Here is a 19,373-nt window from a genome sequence, read left to right as displayed (position 1 = left end):
GGACAAGGGGACAAGGGGACAAGGGGACAAGGGGAATTTTTAATCTTCTGCCTTCTGCCTTCTGCCTTTCTTCCCTTCTGCCTTCTGCCTTCTGCCTTCTGCCTTCTGCCTTTCCCCTTATGCCACAATAATGACAGAATGATTCATATTTTTTACTGAATGCTCTATCTTCGAGAACTTAGTTATCACCCGACAGCTACCCCGGCACCGATTTTAAAATCCATCAACCTGGAATTAGCACCGCAGCAAATGGGGTTAGTGATTGGGCCTAGTGGTTCCGGCAAAAGTACCTTATTAGAAGTGTTGGCTGGGTTAAGTGAAAACACATCAGGCAGGGTATTGTGGCGAGATCAGGAATTGACACCTGAACATTTGCAACAATTGGCTGGGTTAGTGTTTCAGTTTCCCGAACGTTATTTCTGTGGTGGTACTATTTTGGAAGAATTGCGCTTGGGACATCCAGAATTAGGTTCCCAGCGAGTTCAGGAAGCATTGACAGAAGTGGGATTAGCTCATTTATCATTAGGAACTTCTCCACATTCTTTAAGTGGTGGACAACAGCGACGTTTGGCTTTAGCAGTGCAGTTAATTCGTCAGCCGCATTTATTATTGTTGGATGAACCGACTGCTGGCTTAGATTGGTCGATGCGTCGGCAGTTGGTAAGTTTGTTAGCAAAACTAAAGAATCATTTAAGTTTATTTGTGGTTACTCACGATGCGGGAGATTTGTTGGCAATAGCCGATCGCTGTTGGACTTTAAATCACGGCGAATTAATAGCTGTAGACCCAGTTAAACTAAGAACTGAAAACTCCAAAAGCAGGAGTGCTGAGGAACAAGGGGGAACAATTACTGTTAAGTAAGCAATGACTAATCAAATAGAAACGCCACAGCTACCGGAAATGTCGGAACTCTGGCAAACAACATTAAATTGGCAACCGAGTAGTGAAGAATTAAGCCAATTTCAATTACTTTATGAGTTAATTTATCAGGGAAATCGTCAACTAAATTTAACTCGCATTACTGAACCAACTGATTTTTGGGAAAAACATCTTTGGGATTCTTTGCGAGGAATTGCCCCTTTTTTGGATAAGACAAAATCGGATCGTAGGACAAGCATCTTGCCTGTCATTCCCAATCCCCAAATAATTGATATTGGCACTGGTGCAGGTTTTCCGGGTGTGCCGATCGCCATTACTAAACCGAATTGGCAAGTAACTTTGCTCGATTCAACTAGGAAGAAATTGGCTTTTTTAGATAGTTTAATTTATGAATTAAAACTTAAAAATGCTACTACTTTAACAGGTCGGGCGGAAGAATTGGGCAAACAATCTCAATATAGAGAAGTTTATGATATTGCGGTAATTCGCGCAGTTGGATCGGCTTTAGTTTGTGCAGAGTATGCTTTGCCTTTTCTCAAAGTTGGGGGATTGGCAATTCTGTATCGTGGTAATTGGACGGAGGAAGAAGCGGCAGATTTGCGATCGACTTTGGGGAGTTTGGGAGGTGCGATCGAATTAATCGATCCTTTTACCACACCCATTAGTAACAGCATTCGTCATTGTTTGCATTTGCGAAAAGTCGCAGTGATTGAACCAAACCAAAAGGTAAAACTTAAAAGATAAAGTAGGGTGTTTGATATTAAATCTTGGTGAACTTGCTATATATAGTTGATCCCCCCTAACCCCCCTTTGTAAGGGGGGAACAAGACTCTGCTTTAAGTCCCCCTTTGTAAGGGGGATTTAGGGGGATCTCCGATTTGTTGCGTCCTTTTTTTGTTTGATATTAGATGATGCTTTATATTGGCATTTTTCTTAAATGCCGAAGGCTATACGCACCCTACAACTTAATTCAATTGTGACACTTGCGTAAGTCCTATCAAGGTAACAGGATTAGTCATGAGTATTGAGTTATCAATACAATTTAGCTCAACACTCATAACTTAAAACCGATTTGACAAAACATAAGCGTAAGTTTGAGTTTTACCCAACTTTTGCCAACCACTTACAGATTGAGATTCTGGTACCTTTACTCCTGTTTTTAAAATTACAACTTTTGCTCCTGTAGCCTGCAAAGCTTGAAAAGCTTGATTGCGAGTAACTCGATCCTCCTGCCAAAATTTTCCAGCATCGGGAATTTCTGCCACAATTTTCACCTTGGCTAATCTAGCCCAATAATATTTCTTGTACCCAAGATGTGCTACCTTATCTCCCGGTTGAATTCCCAAGTCCTTTAAACCTTCAGCAATTTCCCAGTAAATATGCTGAGGTTGATAGATCGCATGACTGAAATCTTTTAGTAACTCGATGGCAAATTTGCCCCCAAATACGATAAAAATTCCCAAAGTCATCCCAATTAGCAGTCTTTTCACTTCCAAAGAATTGGGCAAACGTACACTCGACAAAGTAGCAGCAAATAAAAGCACTATGAATGGGGCAGTATATCGAGTATCAAAAGGTTGAAGATGTGTCAAATCAGTTACTACCATGTAAATCAGTAATCCGGCTATTGCTGGGGCAAACAATCTCCAATTAACCACTAACTCTTTCCTAGAATCGGAAATTGAGCCACCAACACTAACTAGAATTAAATATCCAAAGATCAAAATTGCGAGAAACAGGTTGTAGTAATGTGTGAAATTAGAAAAGGTAACTTTTATTTGTTTCAAAAAATTGAACTTCGCTTTCAGCCCATCATTCCAATATGAAGGGTCGTACCAAATCGGGTAAGTTGCTTTTAAAGGAGTACTAAATTCATAAGCAGGAGGATTATTAAAAATTTTCCTCGGTGGATTTTTGGGTATACCGCTATTAGGTGGTTCTCCTCGCCAGTAATGATCTTTTACTTCTGGGCTAATGTACCAGGCATAACTTAACTTTCCGGCTTCGCCAATAGTCGGGCGGCCTTTTTGTAAGGAAATTGCACTAATGTAAGGAGTTGTTATTAAGGCAAAAATTAACAAGGCAACTAAAGTTTTAGGTAGGGTTTGATGAATCTTTCCGGCTGAAAGCATGGCTATGGTAAGAAAGAGAAAAGCCAAGGGAAACATTACAGATTTAGATAAATAACCAATCCCAAGCACTAAGCCCAAAATGATGAAATTACGCCAAGAACTTGATTTGTTATTTATCCGTAGTACTATTGCCGCAGCTAAGTAAATCAGTGCAGCTGTACACATATCAGGAGTATCGCATTCTACACCAATCCACCTTAAAGAAGACCAAATGAAGAGAATATATCCCCAAATTAACCATGCCCATTCAGGAATTAAAGTTGCGCCCTGAAAAGATTGAAATAGTGATTTAGCTTTATAGTTAGAAATCACTGTAAATAACAAAAATTCAAAACAAGCCAAAGAAAACAAAAAAATCAAAAAATTGGCAAGCTTAACAGTGGGAAACTCCCAATAAGAAGATGGTTTTAAAATGAAGAAAAACAACCCAAGTATCCAAGAATAAAGGGGACTCCAATTGCCATTGATGGCTGCTTGCCAATCACCACGTAAATAAGCATCCGCTATATCTATATAGGAAAGGCCATCTTCTGAGAAAAGATCGAAACGATTAGCCCATGCTTGAATGGCACCCAACAATATAGCTATTAACCAAAAAATCAACCTTATGGTAGATTTTTTTCTTTGACTAATAGCCGTTGCTTCTAGCTTTTCAATAGTTGTGGTTGGCAAAATACTGGTTAATCTGACCATTGGTGTTTTGATTTTGTAGGAAAGCACTCTGTTTCAGCGATTACTACATTTTTATAACGTAAAAATCGGATGTCTGATTAAATATATTTGCTCAGATAAAATTTTATCTGGTAATGAATTATACAGTTAAAAAGAATACTAAAAATTTTCTAAAGTTGAATAACTAAATTTAAGTAAATAAAAACAGGACTTACACTAATAACTCGACAAAGTTAGTTGTACGTAAGTCCTGTTTTATTGAAGAAATTTTGGTATAAATAATAGCTGCCAGGGCGAATTACAGCGATGAATTTTTTTTCATCAAGCAGATAGATTCTAGGCGTTGGCTAACTTAAAGCGTTTGTTAATTTCATCCCAGTTGAGGACGTTCCACCAGGCATTTAAATAGTCAGCGCGACGGTTCTGGTATTTCAAATAATAGGCGTGTTCCCAAACGTCGTTACCCATAATGGGAAATTTTCCTTCCATTAATGGACTGTCTTGGTTAGCAGTGTTCATGATTCCTAATTTACCATCGGGATTGCGAACTAACCAAACCCAACCACTACCAAAACGTTTGCTACCAGACTCATTAAATAGTCGTTTGAATTCGGTAAAACTACCAAAAGCGGTGTTAATAGCTGTAGCAATTTCACCTGTGGGTTCTCCGCCGCCATTTGGTTTCATGATTCGCCAAAACATACTATGGTTATAATGTCCGCCGCCATTGTTGCGAACGGTGGTGCGAATATCTTGTGGTACAGTGTTCAGATTTTGTAGTAATTGCTCAGCAGTTTTGCCTTTTAAGTTGGGATATTTGGCAATCGCATCATTCAGATTCTTCACATAAGCTGCATGATGTTTATCATGGTGAAATTCCATCGTTCGCGCATCAATATGCGGTTCTAAAGCATTGTAGCTATATGGTAAAGGTGGTAATGTAAATACCCCTGTGTTTTGTGCTACATTCGTTTCTCTTTCTGCGGTAGTAATACTATCTCCAGATGCTTGACAAGCACCCAAAGTTACTGCACCAATACTGCTTCCAGCTAAAACTAAAAAGTTGCGTCGGTTGAGAATCATAAGCACTACCAAATCTTTCACTTTCTCAGTGTAAACGCATTTTAAAAATCCTTATTCTTGCGAAAGGCGTTTAACTTCTCCGCCACCTAACAATTGATGTGCTTCTGCTAACAAAGCCGGGATTTTATCTGCATGAGGACTATTAATTAAACATTGGCGCAAGTCGAATTCTTGAACTTTATCGGCTTTTTGTCCTGGAAACCAATGACTGGCATTTCCTAGTAAGTTATAGCGCATTTTAGCATAATCATACATATCGTAAGCTAGCGCCAAATTTCGCAACCATAAGATTACGGGAATGTTAATATTACCTGGTGTTTCCTCCTGAGAAGGTAAACCGATGTGCCAAGTTTTTACCCAGTTTTCGCCTAAAACTTTAATTGCTTCTGCTTCCAATCTGGCTATGATTGGAGGTAGAACTTCATCAGATCGATCGAGCAAAGGCAAAGTTTTTAAATGTTCATCAAAATCTGTTGGTTTAGCTGCACCCAAACTTAAAGTATGTACTTGGGAATGACTTAAACAAAACAAGTCATTAAACACCATTGGACTAAGAGGGTAACATAAATCTACTAATTTTTGGGGTGGGTTATGAAGCTGTCCACCTTTGTCAGAAGGGCTAATAATAAATACGCCTATGTCATGTTTTTTCGCCGCTTCTATGGCTGACCAATTATTTTGATTAATATAGTACCAATGAAGATTGACATAATCAAATTGGTTAGTTTCTATGGCTTGAGTAATAATATTTGTTGGGGCATGAGTGGAAAAACCAATAAACCTAACTCTACCTTGTTTCTGGAGTTTTTGCGCTACTTCTAAGCAGCCGCTAGGACGAATTGTGTAATCGAGTAATTCGGCATTATTAATGCCATGTATTCCCAGTAAATCGACATGGTTTAATTTTAGATTACTGATGGATTTTTCAAAGGTTTTTGCGAATTCTTGCGGATCGGCTGTTGGGGATATTTTGGTTTGAACAATGATTTCATTTCTGGGTAATTTAGATAAAATTCTGCCCAATTGCAATTCGGAAGTGCCATAACCTCTGGCTGTTTCAATGTGATTAATTCCTATTTCAATTGAACGACGAATTGTTGCTTCTACATTCTTTTGGTTATCCAAAGGAATACGCCAGCCAGGGATATCTTGCCATTTATATTGATATCTCATTCCGCCACAGGAAAACACAGGCATAGAAAGATTAGTACGTCCAAAGCGTCGATAAAGCATTGTTGGTTAACTCACAACTATGGGATTTATTTTAAATAATCTAACAAAATTTAGGGTGAGAGATGGGTACTATTGAATTATTTGGCGCAACTGAGAAGATTCATCTAAGGTTTTTTCTACGCCTTCTTGTTCAATATCTTTGATGTAGTTGATTTTAATTTCTTCGAGCATATCTATTAGTAAGTTTTCAATTTCTTGGAAATTATGCTTTTTCTGCAATTCTTCTTCAAGGACTTTTTCAAAATTGGTAACTAACTGAGAGGCGAGTTTTGCGACTTCGGGATCTTCAAGGGCGGCTTTGAGGGTTTTGTAACTTGTTTGCGAGATATCTTTGGCTAAATTTTCTGCTAGTTGATTGGGTACTTTATTAACACCTGGAATGTTTTGTAGTTGTCTGTAAACGGGGGATTGATTGAGGACGCTTTTAATGATGTATTGTAGTAATGTTTCGACATCGGGTTGAACTTGGGGAAGTACGTCGTAGACGCTGATGCAGATTAAACGGGATGCGATCGCTCTCAATTCATTAATATTATTAATATCAACATAAGGACGACGACTTTCTGAATTAAACATCCAGTTTGCTACATCACCTCGGTTAATTGAGTTTTGCATTCCATCAATCATTCTGATTCCGACAACTTCGGTCATTTCTTGGGCAAAATTAGCGACAAAATCTCGGTTTATTTGCGATCTAAACGGTTTGAAATCTACTAATTCTGATTGATTCAAGCGAATTAATACGGGAACTACTCTCAACCATCGCCAAAAAGGTAAAAGTAAAAATAGGTCATACCAACGTCTAAGCATGGCTTCTAACCAAGTGAGATTTGGGTCACGACTACTAATAGCAAAAGTCCGCACTAGGTAGTCGAGAGCAAATAAAATAATAAACGGTAGGTCAAGTTTCCAAAAATCATCGACAAATTTACTATTAATATCAATATGGCGATAATAATTAGTTTCTAACAAAGGACGAATTGAGGAATTAAAAAAGTTAATTTCTGATGACCAACCGACTTGGGAAAAATATTCTGAACTCCAAAATTTATTAAAAGCTTGATGGGCGGAATTTTGGACGAGGCGATCGCGCATCTGATTTTTAATCTTCTCCAACAAACCGCTTTTATTAGCGATCGCAAATGGATTATCCTCAATCATTTGATTACTCAACAAACGTAATTCTGCTAATGCTGTTTCCACTTCCGGGGACTGCAAACCTTCCGCCGCTACCAATGCTTCTAATTGATTTACTTGCTTAAGATAATTCTGAGTATCTCGATTCGGTTCAATACCCTTTACTTGGTCATAAAATTGAGTAACTTCGGGAAAGTGACGGAAGTAAAAGTCGCGCCAATGAATATAACTCAAGTCAAAGAAAACTAAAAGTAAATTGACTAAGGCGATGATAGCAAGAATGCGTTGCAACCAAAGGAAACGACGCGGGGATTTTTTGAGAGTAAGAGTTGAGGTCATAGCTGAGTGCAGAGAATTCCCAACTTAAAGAGTATCGCACTCTTAAGCAGCTTTTGCCTTCATCTATAGCAGAAGGCAGAGGGCAGAAGGGAAAAGCTTTAAAAACAAGGGTTCTAACTCTTAATCCCGGCTTAACCGCTTTGGCGGTTGCTATACATAACCTGATCGAAATTAAAACAGTTTAGTGCTTGTTTTACAGGGATTTTTGTGTAATTCTTTTATCTATGATTATTTACTACGGTATTCCTACTGTATTACCGTAGTTACATCGGAGGGAATTTAATCAATGGGGTATGGTCGTCTTTTAGAGTTGGTACGACGGCGTTTTAGCAGCATTGAGGCTAGCAAAACCAATTTACGGCGGTGGTTCCAATTACCTGTTTTTCGGATTCTGGCTTTGTTTTTAGCTTTTGGTTTGAGTTTCGGTTGGGTATTGCAGTCTCACCCAGCTGTTAGTCAACAACCGGGAAATGTGCAAATTAGCTTAGTTTCCTTTGCGGTTACTAAATCTGCTTACGATCGAATCATTCCCAAATTTGTGGCGAAGTGGAAAAAGGAAACTGGTCAGAATGTCACCTTTAGCCAAAGCTATGGTGGGTCAGGTTCGCAAACTCGTGCGGTGATTGATGGTCTGGAGGCTGATATTGTACACTTAGCCTTGGCCTTAGATACTAATCGCATTCAACAAGCGAGTTTAATTCAACCGGGATGGGAAGGAAAATTACCGAATAATGCGATCGTTAGCAGGTCAGTAGTAGCATTGGTAACTAAACCAGGTAATCCTAAAGGCATCAAAGGTTGGCAAGATTTAGCCAAAAATGGTGTGAGTGTGATTACTGCTAATCCGAAAACTTCTGGTGTGGCGCGTTGGAATTTCCTAGCTTTGTGGGGCTCAGTAACTAGAACTGGGGGAAATGACCAAGCAGCGCGTAACTTTGTCAGCCAAGTTTATCGAAATGTACCTGTTTTGCCCAGAGATGCGCGTGAAGCTTCAGATGTTTTTTACAAGCAGGGACAAGGGGATGTGTTGTTGAACTATGAAAACGAAATTCTCTTAGCAAAACAACAAGGTGAAACCGAACCTTACATTATTCCTCAAGTCAATATTTCGATCGACAACCCTGTAGCTGTAGTTGATAAAAATGTAGACAAACATAAAAATCGTAAGGTAGTAGAGGCGTTCGCCAAATACCTCTTCTCTGCTGAAGCTCAAAGAGATTTTGCACAGGTGGGTTTTCGACCAGTTAACACCAATGTAGCCGCAGAATTTAGTAATAAATTCCCTAAAATTGGCAACTTATTTACAGTTAGTCAGCTAGGGGGTTGGAATGGCACCCAAACTAAGTTTTTCGCTGATGGTGCTATGTTCGATCAAATTCAAAGTTCCATTGGTAAGAAATAATTTGAGTTAAGTTTTTGGTAATACTCAGATCTTGCAGCATGGATTTGACTTGTTCCCAGGTTCAACCTGGGAACGAAAAACAGAGGCTCTGCTCAGGAGTGTAAGATCTCAGTAATAAATAGCTGATAGTTGATTTAATTTTTCCACCCAATAGCACATATCAATTACCTATGACCAATTTTTTTGTTAATAAATTTCTCTAATGCTAGGTAGACTATATATTGCTAAAATCCTTTGAATTTGCTGAGTTAGTAAATAATTATAAGTAAGTGCCAAACTCCTGTGTGAACTTAACAATGAGTATTTAGACTCGAACGATCTGAGGCCGCTTCTGTGCAAAGATTAACAAAGTCGTTATTCATTGAAGCTGTCATTGGGTTCATTGCGACCCTGTGATTGCTTAATTAACTAAAAGTCATGGTGAAGGTACCTCAAAAGGAAACACAGGAGTTTATGAAAATTGGCGATCGCATACGGGTTAAACAGTCAGTCATTGTTTACCATCATCCTGAACATCGGGGTCAACCCTTTGATATCCAGGGTCTGGAAGGAGAAATTACCGCGATCATACATGAGTGGCAAGGTAGACCTGTGAGTGCGAACCTTCCTGTACAGGTCAAGTTTGACAAAAAATTTAAAGCTCATTTCCGCGAAAATGAGGTTGAACTAATAGACTAGCGCCATAAGGCAGAAGGCTTCCGTGAGCGTCAGCCGAACGGCAGAAGGCAGAAGGGAAGAAGGTTTTTCTGTTCAGCTTTTTACCTGCTTTCAATTGCTTCAATCATTTCTGCTGCACTGCACTAACGGCGACCTCTGAGGAACCATCTAAAAATACATAATTCACCTCGCATTTGCTCTAACTCTTGTCGGTGGCGCTCAGCTGTCATGTAATACCATTGGCAGTAGCGCTCAAATTCTTGGCGATATTGTACTTCCCGGTAAAACTCTCCGCTTACCTGTTGAACAGCAAACACTTCGTCTGCTGGTGGTGGCGGAGTAGGAATAATGCGTCTTAATTCTTCTGTCATAATGGTTAGGAGGTAATATTATTTCTCTTGAAAATAGAGAAGTAGGCGTAGGTTTAGCAAATTACACTTGTTACCAAACTACCAATAATTTTCTAAATTCGCTCTATTCCCATTTCAAAATCTAAAATTACTAAAGCCATCCTCGCAGTCGGTAGATGATGATGCCGATGTACTCTCTTAAAGCACGAGTGCTATAGGCTAATCTTCCTACATCTGGGAGGAAATTTAGTAATGTTCCTTGCCAGGTAACTTCTTCTGAGTCTTTTTCTATGGTAATAAAATCGGTGGGAGCTGGGATAGCATCTATTCCTTGACGTTTAAAAATGGCAAGCGATCGCGGTAAATGAAGTGCCGAAGTAACTAACAAAACCCGCCGCTCTATGCCTTGGGAATCGAGAATTTTTCGGACGTTGACGGCGTTTTCATAAGTGTTTAAGGAAGTCGGATCTTCGAGAATTGCTGTTTTGGGAATTCCCATAAATTGAGCAAGTTCTGCCATATCTTTAGACTCTGGATCGCCTGTATTTTTCCAATCAATGCGTCCGCCACTCAAGATAAGTTTTGGGGCTTTGCCATCTCGGTATAATTTAGCGCCGTAGAGAATGCGATCGCCTTCTTCGCTAACTTCCACCCAAGGACGGGGAGGTACTTTTGCCAAAACAGCGCCTCCTAAAACCACAATAGCTGACACATTTGGTAATTCACCTTTAGGAAGATTTTGCCATTCCAAAGATCTAATTAAGGCGCTAGAAACCCAATAATTACTTAATAAAAATAAGATAATCAACGCCCCAGCAATTAACCCTGCCGCCCATTTTGGTCGCCGCCAAATCATCATTAAAGCTATAATCAGCAACAGGGAAACTAATCCTAAAGGGTAAATGAAAATTGGCAGTAACTTCGAGAAAAACAAAAACATTTTCACTTCAATTTTAACGACGTTTTTTAGGAGGACGGCGCGGATTTTTCCAGAAAAACCAACTTTTTTGAGGTTGGCGACGGGATCTTTTAGGTTGCCGTTTCTTAGTTTCTTTTTCTACTTTATCTTCCAGGACTTTGGTGAGTTCAGGAGAAAATTTTTGCTCAGTAGGTAACTCTTTGCTGTGCCATCCCGTAACGATCAATCCCGTAGCGATTCCCGCTAAAACAGCTAAACTGAAACTCCAAAGTAAAGGTTTTCCTAGTAACAAGAAAGCCACTAGAAAAAACAGACTAACTTTAAGTGCAGATAGAGGAATCTTATTCAGTTGTAAACTCCTCCTTTTCTCCTCTCTGTGTCCTCCGCGCCTGGAGCGGTTCATAAAAAAATTCCTAAATAAAGGGAAAAGCTTTAAACTTGTCTTTCCCCTTTAACCATTTCCCTACTTCAATTGTGCTGTTAAATCTTGGGTAGTATCCAAAGTTTTCACAAAAACTTTCTCTTCTTCCGTGAAAGCTTCCGCAGTAGCTAATTGATTCGTTAACAGATTAGCAGTTGCATCAGAAATATCGCTTGTGCGGGAATTAAGACGATCGCGCAAAATTGATTCCGGTGCAGTGCAGTGTAAAATTTGTAAAGGTAAGTGATGTTTTTCGGCGGCTGCGATTACTGGTTTTCTGAGGGATTGGCGATCGTATTTCGCATCCAAAATCACCGAATAACCCGCCGAAGCCAGCAAAATTCCTAACTCCAACAACCTAGAGTAAGTTCTTTCCGTCATTTCTGGAGTATATAATTCATCTCCTCCCCTTTCTGACAAAGAAACACCAGCAAAATGTTTTCTCACCGCATCAGAACGAATGTGAATAGCATTATTTTGGCGAGCAATTTTTTTCGCAACTGTACTCTTTCCTGAACCGGAAACACCCGACATTATAATTAAATTTCCCTGTCCAAGCTTAGTACAATCCAAAGCCATTTTGTAATACTGACTAGCTGTAACCTTAGCTTGCTCTTTATCAGCATCAGGAACACCCGAATCATCTAACAGAAAAGAAGTTATTTTCGCCCGAACATAAGCTTGACGACTCACATATAAAGGCAAAACTTGTAAACCTTCCCAATCACCACTTTCTTCCAGGTAAGTATTTAAATAAGCATTAGCTAAATCAGGGCGATTTCCCACCAAAAAATTCATTACCCCATAAGCCACATCATACATTACATCAACAAACCGGAAAGGTTCATTAAACTCAATGCAATCAAACAAGAGAATTTTGTCATGCCAAAGACAAATATTTCCCAAGTGTAAATCTCCGTGACATTCCCGAATCCAACCCTTTTTAATTCTGCTATTTAAAACTTCTTGTTTAGTAGCAAAAAATTTATCTGTAAACTCTCTAGTAGCATCAAATTGCTCTTGAGTTTGAGCTAATCCAATATATTTTGCTGTTTGTTCGTAATTTTCATCAAAAGCCTGCCGAACTTTAGCAACTTCTCCAAAGGAAAGAACATAATCATTAGTTGGACATTTCCTGTGGAATTGTGCCACTAATCTACCCAAATCTTCTACCATTTCTTCCGTTAATTTTCCTTGATGGAACAAGTTAATCAACAGATTATCTTGGGGAAACTGACACATCTTTAATGTATATTCAACAGCTTCACCACTTCCTCCCAATTCTAATTTATTATCTGTTTGAGTAATCGGTAAAACCTCCAGATAAATTTCCGCAGCGCCGCGTTTATTCATTGCCAATTCTTGACGGCAGAAATGAGCTCGTAATTCCAAAGTGGAATAATCCAAAAAGCCAAAATTCACCGTTTTTTTCAGTTTATAAGCATAATCTCCCGTCAATAAAACATAAGAGACATGAGTTTGAATTAACTTTATTGGTTCTTGTACTGGATGAGGATAAAATCCAGGGTTTAACATTTCTTGAATCACAGGAGGCAAGTTAGTTTCACTCATTTGTCACCTACAAATTACAAATCACAGATTTTGTAGGGTGCGTTAGTGATAACGTAACGCACCATTCATACATATTTACAACTTTATAAGGTGTGTCAGAAAAGCTAAACCCTCTGTTCATTTAAAGTTTTTATATCTGACACACCTTACACTGTCACAAACAGAAAAAAACCAGGGAATAGAACCCTGGTCTAGTAAACAAATCATACCTTTATTTGAGTAAAATTTACTCAGCTGATGCTTCTTCCGTTCCACCTTGAGCACGAAGAACGCTAACAACTACTTGGTCAGGATCGCCAACTACTTTAACGCCTGCGGGTAAAGGTACTTCCCGGATATGCAGTGCATCGCCAACATCCATAGCAGAAACATCGATTTCAATGGCATCAGGAATGCTGTCAGGAGGACATTGTACTGTCACTTCTGTCATTACAGGATCTAACATTCCACCACCTAGTTTTACGCCTGCTGCTTCACCAACAAAATGCAGAGGTACTTCTACTTCTAAACTCTTTTGTGACGCTACAGCAAAAAAGCTGAGGTGATAAATAAAACCTTTGGCAGGATGAGTTTGTACTTCCCGCAACAGAGTTTTACCACTCCAAGACACATCAGGGATGTTCACATTAATCAGCGTATTATTCAGAGAGGCTTTTTTGACTAATGTTTCTGCTGCTTTAGCATCCAAGGTTAAAGCAACTGATTCTGTACCATTGTGACCGTATAAAACGGCGGGAGTTAAACCGTTGCGACGCAGAGTATTAGGTTTAGATTCTGCTGTACGCTTTTGACATTCAACTGTGAGTTCCATTTTCCGATTTTAGAGTTTAATTTGAGATTTTTCGAGGTCAGATTGGGTTGGCAATTTGTGATTTGCCGATTTTGATTCTGTGAAAATTCAGATCTAATTGGGGAATTTTAGAAATGAGATTTTCAGACAGATACGGGGGTGCCGTCAGGATGCAATAATGCTCTTTTTGGGCCGTGAATGGGGTCTTCCACGATGATTGTTTGGTCGCGACTTGCGCCTAAAGAGACGATCGCAATTGGCACTTTCATCAATTCGGCAAGGAATTTCAGATAGTCCAATGCTTTGCTAGGTAAGTCCTCTAGGGTGCGACAGTCTGCCGTTGATTGTTGCCAACCTGGTAAAGTTTTATAGATTGGGCGACAATTGGCAAAAAGACGAGAACTGCTAGGAAAGTCCTCGCAGCGTTGACCATCAATTTCGTAAGCAACACAAACTTTAATTTCTTCGAGTTCGTCGAGAACGTCGAGTTTGGTAACGGCGAGACAGTCAATGCCGTTGATCCGCACGGCATAGCGACCAATCACAGCATCAAACCAACCACAACGGCGTTTCCGTCCTGTGGTTGTGCCGAATTCCGCACCGCGATCGCACAGCAACTCTCCTAGTGTACCGCTTAATTCGGTGGGAAAAGGCCCTTCTCCGACTCTGGTGGTGTAAGCTTTGGATACGCCGATGACGCGATCGATCATTGTCGGGCCAACACCAGCACCCACACAAGCCCCACCAGCTACCGGATTGGATGAGGTAACGTAAGGATAAGTACCATGATCCAAATCTAACAGCGTGCCTTGCGCTCCTTCAAATAGGATATTGCGCTTCCGCTGCACTGCATCGTAAATTTTTAAAGAGCAATCGACTACATGAGGTCGCAAACGCTCTGCATAGTCTAAATACTCCTCTATTACCGCTTCCGGGTCAAGAGGCGGCAAATTGTATAGTTTTTCCAGAATGGCGTTTTTGTAAGTAATTGTCCAGTGCAACTGTTCGCGCAGTGTCTCTGGCTCGATTAAGTCTAAAATACGGATACCAGTTCGCTCGGATTTATCGGCATAAGTAGGGCCGATTCCCCGACCTGTAGTACCAATTTTAAAATCTCCACGCCGTTCTTCCGATGCTTGGTCAATCATGCGATGATAAGGCATCGTGACGTGCGCCGTCTGGGAAATCATTAAATTTTCGGTGGAGATGTTCAGTTCTTTTAACTGATCCAACTCTCCAATTAACACTTTGGGGTCGATGACGGTGCCAGAACCAATGATGCACTGGGTTTCTGGATACAATATGCCAGAAGGAATCAAATGTAGTTTAAAGGTTTGTCCTTGAACTACAACGGTGTGTCCAGCATTGACACCCCCTTGATAACGTACTACAACATCTGCTGATTTACTTAGTAAATCTGTTATCTTGCCCTTCCCTTCATCGCCCCACTGGGCACCAATTACAATAACGTTAGCCAAAGGTTTATTAAAATTGCTAAAGTTTCCACAAATCTCTATTTTTAGCAGAAATGGGGACTGTTGTCAAGGTGAATAGATAATTTCTGTCTAAGCTTGGTTTTGGGGATAGGGGATTGGTGACTGGATTATGCTAATTAATTAGTTTTATTAAACTCCTTCAGTATATGCAAATCTCTGATAAAACAATTTCTGCATTAGCCCAAGTTGTCACAGGCGACAAGAAGATTTCTCCCTATAGGTCTGGTTCTAACCTTGTGGACTTTTTCAACCAGTTTGGGTCTGCGGATGTATATGGACAAGGTTTTCCATCTCGTCGGTTTTATGCAGAAGAAAAAATCAAAGAACTTAATGGAAACTCAAAAATGGCAAGAATGATTTGTGCCTTACTAGACGAACGAGACTTTCTAGAAACTGAATTTAAAGTTGAAACAGCTGTAGATTATCTTAACGAATTCCTTAAGTATGATGGATATATAATTATTAAAAATGGTTATAAATATATGATTTCTAATATAAAAAATATACCCATTTATAAGGAAGAAATAAACAATCAGGGGATCTCAGCAGAGCTTAGATGGAATAACTTACGTTTCCGCTCAAAAACTGAAATTAAAATTGCAGAAGCATTAGAAGAGAGAGGTATTCTATTTTTCCCCAATTGTAAAGGACGGTTAGGAAGTTTAGCTAACAGACAGAATCGAGAACCTGATTTTCTGATTTGCCATAATGGTAAGTGGGGTATTCTCTACGTGGACGGTCAACCCTATCATCCAGCGTCCCGTTCTGCGGAGGAACATGAGCAAGATCGTTTATTTCATTATCATGGTATCGTTTGGATTCAAAGATTTGATGCAGAACGTTGTTATAACCAGTCACAAAAAGTAGTGCAGGAGTTTTTGGAATTATTAAGTAAGGCATAATTTTACTTTACTTCTTGAATTGGAGAGCATAGGTTGAAGATTTAGCTTAAGTCAGGAATAAATATGTCAACTGAAACTATTACCCTGGAAATTCCAGAAATACTTTATCAACGCTTGGTGAATACTGCTAATGCGACACAGCGATCGATTGAAGAAGTTATCCTCCATGCCTTACAAGTTGGGAGCCCTCCTCAATGGGATGATGTACCAGAAGAGTTTCAAGCTGATATTGCTGCTTTTGATAAACTAGACGACAATACTTTATGGCAGATTGTTAATAGTCGGAAAACAGCAGGAGAAATGGAACGATACGACGCTCTTTTAGAAAGAAATTCTAAGGGAACACTCACAGAAGCGGAACGTTTAGAATTGATGGCATTGCGACAAGAAGCTGACCTTTTTATGTTAAAAAAAGCACAGGCAGCAGTGTTACTTCGTTGGCGGGGAAATCTCGTACCAATGCTTTAAGAACTCATGTCTACATATATTTCGGAAAGTTTAAGAAATTTGATTGCAGAAAGCGATCGCCAGCGATGCTGTTATTGTTTAACTAGTGAAGCCAATAGTGGCATTCCAATGTCTTACGATCATATTCAACCTGTCTCTAAAGGTGGAGAAACTAGCTTTAAAAATGTTTGTTTAGCCTGTCGTTCTTGCAATGAATTTAAGAGTGATGCAACCGAAGCTGTAGACCCTGTGACAGGAGAAACTGTACCTCTTTTTAACCCTCGCACACAGAATTGGTATGAGCATTTTGCTTGGAGTTATGACAGTACAAAAATTGAAGGTTTAACTAATATTGGAAGAGCAACAATTGTACGTTTACGAATGAACAATTCAGTTATAGTTGCAGCTAGGCGACGATGGGCAATTAGCGGTTGGCATCCTCCGGCAAACTAAATTTATTATTTGGTAGTTACTGATACCGATTTCTCAATATCACCCAGTTGGGTGAAACGAATGGGGGAAGTAATAACTTACCTTAGAGTGAGAAACTAAAGTCATATAGAGAAATTAAATATTTTTAACTCTATCTTCTCTGAGAAACTACAACAAACAGCAACTTTTACCCCGCGAATGAGTGGGGTTTTTTGTTGGTTCAACTATCGCGACTTTCAGGAATATAAGGATTACCAAGTGCGGCGGGAGGGGTAGATTTTCCAGCTAATCCTACTAAAGCTAACAGGGCAATTATATAAGGTAACATCACCAAAAATTGATAAGGAATATTCAAATTAAACGCTTGAATTCGTAATTGCAAAGCTTCTGTAGCGCCGAATAATAAACAAGCTAAAGCAACACTTACAGGATGCCATCTGCCGAAAATTAATGCAGCTAAGGCAATAAAACCTTTACCAGCACTCATGCCTTCCACAAAGAAGTTTACATGAACTAAAGTTAAATATGCTCCGCCTAAACTGGCAAGACAACCGCTAATTATCACAGCTACATAACGCACTAAACTAACAGAAACTCCCGCAGTATCGGCGGCGCGTGGATATTCTCCAACCGCCCGTAAAGATAAACCTAAACTAGTGCGAAATATTAGATATGTGGTGAGGGGAACTAAGAGGAATAAGAGGTAAATTAAGGGGTCTTGATTAAAGAACAGAGAACCGATGATTGGGATATTTTTTAATCCGGGAATGGCGATCGCATCTATTCCGGGAAGTTTTTGTGCTTGTCCACTATTAAATAAGATTCTTGCCCAAAAGGAAGTTAAACCAACAGCAGTGAGATTAATTGCTAATCCTGACACTAACTGATCGACTCTTAAACTAACGCAGAGGTAAGCGTGTAAAAGTCCGACTATTCCACCGATGACGATCGCTAATAGTAACCCTACCCAAACATTACCTGTAAAAAATGCTCCGACGGCGCTAGCAAATGCGCCAGATAATAACATTCCTTCCAAGGCAATATTAATTACTCCTGAACGTTCGGAAAAAAGTCCTCCCAAAGCGGCAAAAGCTAGGGGAACTGCGAGGCGTAAACTGGCAATTAGATAGTCGGTGAAAAAGTTTAGGTTGTCCATAAATTAAATAAATTTAACCGCAGATAAAGGCAGATGTTAGCTTTACATTTTGGCAGGGTTGACAATTCTTTCTTTTTACCACAGATGTCCACAGATGAACACAGATGAACACAGATATATTATAGATATTGTCTACTTTTACAAGTCAATAATCATAAACCTCTCTTATCTTTCCTTAGCGTTCTTTGCGTTCTTTGCGGTTCAATAAAAATCGATAATTCATAATTTTAAACCTCATCTGCGTACCCCACAGGAAGGCTGCGCCTACATCTGCGGTTTAAAAAATCCCTGAAACTTAAACTTTCTTTCCAAAGCAAAACTAATTGCAATAAATAATACAGTTAAACCTTGAATTGCATAAACCACTGTCACCGGAACATTTGCACTGCGTTGCATGACATTTGCGCCGCTACGAAGTGCGCCAAAAAATAGCGAAGTCGCCACAACTCCGGCAATATTTCCGCGACTCAAAAAGGCGATCGCGATCGCATCATACCCATATCCAGGGGAAAACTGATCGAACAAGCGATGTCTCAACCCCAGCACTTCCGAAGCACCTGCTAACCCCGCTAAACCACCCGCCAACGCCATCACCAGGATAATTGTGCGCCTCACCGACATTCCCGCATATCGCGCCGCTGTCGGGTTCATTCCTACCGCTGCGATTTGGTATCCTAAAGGCGATCGGGCCAACATTACCCACAAAACGATCGCCGCTATTAACCCAACTAAAATTCCGGCGTGGGCTTGGGTTTCAGGTAGTATAATCGGCAACCATGATGTTTTTGCAAGTAAGGGTGAATACGGGCTGGGCGCACCTGGTTCTATTAAAGGTTGTTGCACCAAGTAGCCCACCAAGTTCAACGCAACATAATTAAGTAATAAAGTAGTAATTACTTCATTTACACCTCGTACTGCTTTTAAATAGCCGGGAATTCCACCCCAAATTCCGCCAAACAAAAACCCGCCCAATAACGCTAAGGGTAGGTGAATCCACGCAGGTAATCCCGGTAAATATAACCCAACTAAGGTGCTACCAAGTCCACCCATGTAAATTTGCCCTTCTGCGCCAATGTTAAATTGTCCCGCTTTTAAGGCGACTAACACTCCAAAACCTGCCAATAATAAAGGTGCAGTTTTCGTCAGGGTGCTGCCAAAACCATAATAGTTTGTCAGTGATTCGTTGAAGAGGACTGTATAAGCGGTGACAGGATTATTTCCACTGAAGGCGATTAATATTGCACCGACGAGTAAGGCAGATACGATCGCCACAATTGGAGATAAAATTGGTAGCAGAATTGGTAAAATTGGTTGTTTTTTTGTCATCATTAAGCGTAGGAATGAGCAAATTTAC

19 protein-coding genes are annotated in these 19,373 nt (G+C 39.9%); 7 read left to right on the top strand and 12 right to left on the bottom strand.

What is annotated here, in order from left to right; genetic code table 11:
- Positions 1 to 159 precede the first annotated feature (159 nt).
- Complete coding sequence (locus IQ264_RS09730) at positions 160 to 861, top strand: ABC transporter ATP-binding protein (protein ID WP_193980571.1); 702 nt, start codon at positions 160 to 162, stop codon at positions 859 to 861.
- Between the two features lie 3 nt (positions 862 to 864).
- The gene (gene rsmG / locus IQ264_RS09725; protein WP_193980569.1) at positions 865 to 1,623 is read left to right on the top strand and encodes a 16S rRNA (guanine(527)-N(7))-methyltransferase RsmG; all 759 of its coding nucleotides are present in this window, start codon (positions 865 to 867) and stop codon (positions 1,621 to 1,623) included.
- A gap of 317 nt (positions 1,624 to 1,940) precedes the next feature.
- Here rsmG and IQ264_RS09720 read toward each other — a convergent pair whose 3' ends face one another.
- The 4 genes from IQ264_RS09720 to IQ264_RS09705 all read right to left on the bottom strand — a co-directional run bounded on the left by IQ264_RS09720 (position 1,941) and on the right by IQ264_RS09705 (position 7,475).
- Positions 1,941 to 3,704, bottom strand: a complete 1,764-nt coding sequence (locus tag IQ264_RS09720) for a hypothetical protein (RefSeq protein ID WP_193980568.1) — start codon at positions 3,702 to 3,704, stop codon at positions 1,941 to 1,943.
- A gap of 315 nt (positions 3,705 to 4,019) precedes the next feature.
- Positions 4,020 to 4,766, bottom strand: coding sequence for a superoxide dismutase (locus IQ264_RS09715; RefSeq protein WP_193980566.1), 747 nt, complete (start codon positions 4,764 to 4,766; stop codon positions 4,020 to 4,022).
- 51 nt (positions 4,767 to 4,817) lie between these two features.
- A complete protein-coding gene (locus IQ264_RS09710) occupies positions 4,818 to 5,999 on the bottom strand; it encodes an aldo/keto reductase (protein WP_193980565.1) in 1,182 nt (393 codons plus the stop codon).
- A 69-nt stretch (positions 6,000 to 6,068) separates the two neighbouring features.
- A complete protein-coding gene (locus IQ264_RS09705; protein WP_193980563.1) occupies positions 6,069 to 7,475 on the bottom strand; it encodes a hypothetical protein in 1,407 nt (468 codons plus the stop codon).
- Positions 7,476 to 7,761: 286 nt separating this feature from the next.
- On the opposite strand from IQ264_RS09705, the gene IQ264_RS09700 reads away from it, so the two are divergent.
- The gene (locus tag IQ264_RS09700; RefSeq protein WP_193980562.1) at positions 7,762 to 8,877 is read left to right on the top strand and encodes a sulfate ABC transporter substrate-binding protein; all 1,116 of its coding nucleotides are present in this window, start codon (positions 7,762 to 7,764) and stop codon (positions 8,875 to 8,877) included.
- 453 nt (positions 8,878 to 9,330) lie between these two features.
- A complete protein-coding gene (locus IQ264_RS09695; protein ID WP_193980575.1) occupies positions 9,331 to 9,555 on the top strand; it encodes a ferredoxin-thioredoxin reductase variable chain in 225 nt (74 codons plus the stop codon).
- Between the two features lie 122 nt (positions 9,556 to 9,677).
- Here the strand turns inward: IQ264_RS09695 and IQ264_RS09690 are convergent, their stop codons facing one another.
- The 6 genes from IQ264_RS09690 to IQ264_RS09665 form a co-directional block, all read right to left on the bottom strand.
- Positions 9,678 to 9,905: a hypothetical protein gene (locus IQ264_RS09690; protein ID WP_193980561.1), complete on the bottom strand. Its 228-nt coding sequence runs from the start codon at positions 9,903 to 9,905 to the stop codon at positions 9,678 to 9,680.
- A 130-nt stretch (positions 9,906 to 10,035) separates the two neighbouring features.
- Positions 10,036 to 10,824 carry a YdcF family protein gene (locus IQ264_RS09685; RefSeq protein ID WP_193980560.1) on the bottom strand — a complete coding sequence of 263 codons (789 nt, stop codon included), beginning with the start codon at positions 10,822 to 10,824 and terminating at the stop codon, positions 10,036 to 10,038.
- 13 nt (positions 10,825 to 10,837) lie between these two features.
- Positions 10,838 to 11,206, bottom strand: coding sequence for a hypothetical protein (locus IQ264_RS09680; RefSeq protein WP_193980558.1), 369 nt, complete (start codon positions 11,204 to 11,206; stop codon positions 10,838 to 10,840).
- A gap of 60 nt (positions 11,207 to 11,266) precedes the next feature.
- Positions 11,267 to 12,796, bottom strand: coding sequence for an AAA family ATPase (locus tag IQ264_RS09675; RefSeq protein WP_193980557.1), 1,530 nt, complete (start codon positions 12,794 to 12,796; stop codon positions 11,267 to 11,269).
- Positions 12,797 to 13,022: 226 nt separating this feature from the next.
- Positions 13,023 to 13,607 carry a 50S ribosomal protein L25/general stress protein Ctc gene (locus tag IQ264_RS09670; protein WP_193980555.1) on the bottom strand — a complete coding sequence of 195 codons (585 nt, stop codon included), beginning with the start codon at positions 13,605 to 13,607 and terminating at the stop codon, positions 13,023 to 13,025.
- Positions 13,608 to 13,729: 122 nt separating this feature from the next.
- A complete protein-coding gene (locus IQ264_RS09665; RefSeq protein ID WP_193980553.1) occupies positions 13,730 to 15,064 on the bottom strand; it encodes an adenylosuccinate synthase in 1,335 nt (444 codons plus the stop codon).
- A 164-nt stretch (positions 15,065 to 15,228) separates the two neighbouring features.
- Here IQ264_RS09665 and IQ264_RS09660 point away from each other — a divergent pair, with 164 nt between their 5' ends.
- From IQ264_RS09660 to IQ264_RS09650, 3 genes are all read left to right on the top strand, one after another.
- Positions 15,229 to 15,984: a hypothetical protein gene (locus IQ264_RS09660; protein WP_193980552.1), complete on the top strand. Its 756-nt coding sequence runs from the start codon at positions 15,229 to 15,231 to the stop codon at positions 15,982 to 15,984.
- A gap of 63 nt (positions 15,985 to 16,047) precedes the next feature.
- Positions 16,048 to 16,452: a hypothetical protein gene (locus IQ264_RS09655; protein ID WP_193980551.1), complete on the top strand. Its 405-nt coding sequence runs from the start codon at positions 16,048 to 16,050 to the stop codon at positions 16,450 to 16,452.
- A 6-nt stretch (positions 16,453 to 16,458) separates the two neighbouring features.
- Positions 16,459 to 16,884: an HNH endonuclease gene (locus IQ264_RS09650; RefSeq protein ID WP_193980550.1), complete on the top strand. Its 426-nt coding sequence runs from the start codon at positions 16,459 to 16,461 to the stop codon at positions 16,882 to 16,884.
- Positions 16,885 to 17,083: 199 nt separating this feature from the next.
- Here the strand turns inward: IQ264_RS09650 and IQ264_RS09645 are convergent, their stop codons facing one another.
- Both IQ264_RS09645 and IQ264_RS09640 read right to left on the bottom strand, forming a co-directional pair.
- Positions 17,084 to 18,019 (bottom strand): ABC transporter permease, encoded by a 936-nt coding sequence (locus IQ264_RS09645; protein WP_193980549.1) that lies wholly within the window; start codon positions 18,017 to 18,019, stop codon positions 17,084 to 17,086.
- Positions 18,020 to 18,283: 264 nt separating this feature from the next.
- Positions 18,284 to 19,348 carry an ABC transporter permease gene (locus tag IQ264_RS09640; protein WP_193980548.1) on the bottom strand — a complete coding sequence of 355 codons (1,065 nt, stop codon included), beginning with the start codon at positions 19,346 to 19,348 and terminating at the stop codon, positions 18,284 to 18,286.
- Between the last annotated feature and the right edge of the window lie 25 nt (positions 19,349 to 19,373).

It is taken from the genome of [Phormidium] sp. LEGE 05292 (assembly GCF_015207735.1).
GTDB lineage: Bacteria > Cyanobacteriota > Cyanobacteriia > Cyanobacteriales > Aerosakkonemataceae > Floridanema.
This window is presented reverse-complemented; position numbering and strand designations above follow the sequence as displayed.